The sequence below is a fragment of the uncultured Thiodictyon sp. genome (assembly GCA_903837595.1).
Taxonomy (GTDB): domain Bacteria; phylum Pseudomonadota; class Gammaproteobacteria; order Chromatiales; family Chromatiaceae; genus Thiodictyon.
Genome location: CAILVI010000559.1, coordinates 1 through 2324, shown reverse-complemented (window position 1 = coordinate 2324; position 2324 = coordinate 1). Strand labels below are relative to the sequence as shown.

Below are 2324 nucleotides of genomic sequence, written 5' to 3'. Positions count from 1 at the left end.
CGCTCCGCCGGCGGCGATCCGGCTTCTCCACGACCGAGTCAGCAAGGCTGGGGCCCAGGGACGCCTCCTGATTGGGATTGACACCAATAAGGCATCTGCGGTGCTCACTCGTGCCTATAACGATGCAGCCGGGGGGCCTTGATCATAAATCCGCCCACCTCCGTCACGCCGCCACCAGCGTCAGATAGGGTTGCTTGGCAGGCCGCGGTCGCCGCCGCCGCGCTGGCGGTGGCAGGGAGACCTGCGCCAGCACCTGGTCAAACAGCGCTAGGTGGGCCCGCCCGAAGAACCGTTCGGCGGCGGTGGTGCCGTCAGGGCGGCGGACATAGAAGTTGTGCAAGGCGGTCAGGGCGGCCAGCTTGCGACCACTGAGGCGGTGACCGCCGTGATGATAGCGCGACAGATGGCCGTTGCGACCTTCCACGCACGAGCTGCTGCGCTGGAACAAATCGGCGCAGCCGGCGGCGACCACTTCGATGTGTTGGCGGGTGGCGGGCGCGAGGGCCTGCAGTGGATGGGTCGGCTGGCGTAAGGGCTCCAGCAGTTGCGCGCTGAGCGCGTGCAGTCGGTGGCGGGTCTCGGTATGGGTGCTGCGCCCCGCGACCCGCTCCAGGTAGAGGGCCGGAATCAACTGGGTCAGGACCGCCTGCTCCACGTCGGGCGCCAGGTCCAGGGCGTCGACCCGGGTCTGGACGCTGGCCCAGAAGAACGCCAAGCTCGCCAACCACTGCACCGTCAGGCGCTGGGCTTTGGCGAGGTGTTCGCGGGCGCGCGTGGGTAAGTCGGCCGCCGCGGCGAGGCGCGTCAGACGCGCCCACACGTCGGCGAAGCGGGCGGCGACCTGCGCCACGGACTGCACCTGGCCACGCTCCAAGTCGTAGGGGTGATAGAGGATGCCCAGTTCACGGATCTGCTCTCGGGCCTGTGCTTGGCGGGCCAGGGCCTGGGTCTGTTCGGCTTCGGCCGCGACCAGGTCGGTCAAGGCCGCGTCGATTCGGGCCGTGAAGGCCGGTGGGCGTCCGCGTGGATGGGGGACTTGCGCGTCATACGCCCGTTGCGCGGCCCGCGCCGCGTCCAGCGGCGCCTGGGCCGCCGCGACCGCGGCGCTGGCCTGTCGGACCTGGCGGGCCAGGTGCAGGCTGGTCCCCTTGGACACCTCATGCTGACCATGGAACAGGTCTGCGGCATGCGGGGCGCGCAGGTCTTGCTCCTGGTGATGCCGCAACGCCTTGGCTTCGTCACTGGTGACTTGGCTCACCGTCACCGGCAACCCGGCCAGGGCCGTTTCCAGCGCCTGGGTCCAGGTCGCCGCCGTGCGATCGAGGGCGTATTGTTCCAACAGAATAAAGTTCGACACTGGCTCAATGGCGACCAGGCAGATTTCAGGATGAAAGGTTTCGTCTTCACACAGTGCTACCGCCTGCGGTGGCATTCCCGCGGCAAGAGCCGCGCGCTGTTCCTGCGCCTGCTTGGCCACGGCCTCCTGCACCTGCACCGTCACCGCATACTGGCTGCCATAGGAGGCGCCGACGACGCTCGACAAGCCGCTCAGCTCCAGGAACTCACACACCAGGCGCACCCCGGCGCCTGCCCGCAGCGTGATGATCAGATGCATCACCACCACCAAGCGGTGCAGCCAGCGCGCTCCCGCTGGGGTGGCCAGGCACGCCGCCACTTCCGCGGGCAGCCCCACGAATGGCACCGCCGCGCACCAGTCCCGCAGCGTGCTGCGGGCGACCCCCAACTCCGTCGCCACCTGCCGCAGTGGCTGTCCCTGTCCCAACGCGACCGCCGCGACCCCAAGCTGTTCCGCCCGCTCCAGGCGCGTGCGGTGCTTCACCGTACACCCCCGCACGCCGGCCAGGCACGGCCGACTGGCGAACGCCTGGCCTCTGGGCTAAAGTCAGTGGCGGCAGGATCCTCGGACATCTTTTCCAACCCTCGGTTAGTTTGCACCTCCAAGGGTATGAAAGTTCCGAGATCCTGCCAACCTCCCCGACACCGATGGCCGAGCTCAGCGCTTGGTCTTGGGCGGAATTATGATCAAGGCCCTTTGGCATCGGACGGAATCTCACCAACCTGCCCGCCCTGCGGGCCATCGGCTTTGCCGCCAACCGCCGACTGCTCGACGTCGAGACCATCGCCCAGGATTGCTTCCTGGCCGAGGGGGTGTTCGATCAAGTCACCCAACCGCAGGTGGTCGCCGGTCAACGCGCCCCCGGGTTGCACGTCGACGATCCGCGGGTGCTGGCGCTGTTCACCGCCCTGTGTCTGTTCCTCACCCAGCCGGACGGGTTCCGCCATGCCAGCCTGCGCGACTGGAT

General features: G+C 68.4%; 3 protein-coding genes. 1 reads left to right on the top strand and 2 read right to left on the bottom strand.

What is annotated here, in order from left to right:
* Positions 1-16: 16 nt before the first annotated feature.
* A complete protein-coding gene (locus QZY44_RS36100) occupies positions 17-142 on the top strand; it encodes an L-histidine N(alpha)-methyltransferase (RefSeq protein WP_365305874.1) in 126 nt (41 codons plus the stop codon).
* Positions 143-163: 21 nt separating this feature from the next.
* Here QZY44_RS36100 and QZY44_RS34175 read toward each other — a convergent pair whose 3' ends face one another.
* Entirely contained in the window at positions 164-1840 is a 1677-nt protein-coding gene (locus tag QZY44_RS34175; RefSeq protein WP_295458435.1) for a DUF6399 domain-containing protein, read from the bottom strand.
* Between the two features lie 203 nt (positions 1841-2043).
* Positions 2044-2181 (bottom strand): hypothetical protein, encoded by a 138-nt coding sequence (locus QZY44_RS34170; protein WP_295458432.1) that lies wholly within the window; start codon positions 2179-2181, stop codon positions 2044-2046.
* Positions 2182-2324: the final 143 nt, after the last annotated feature.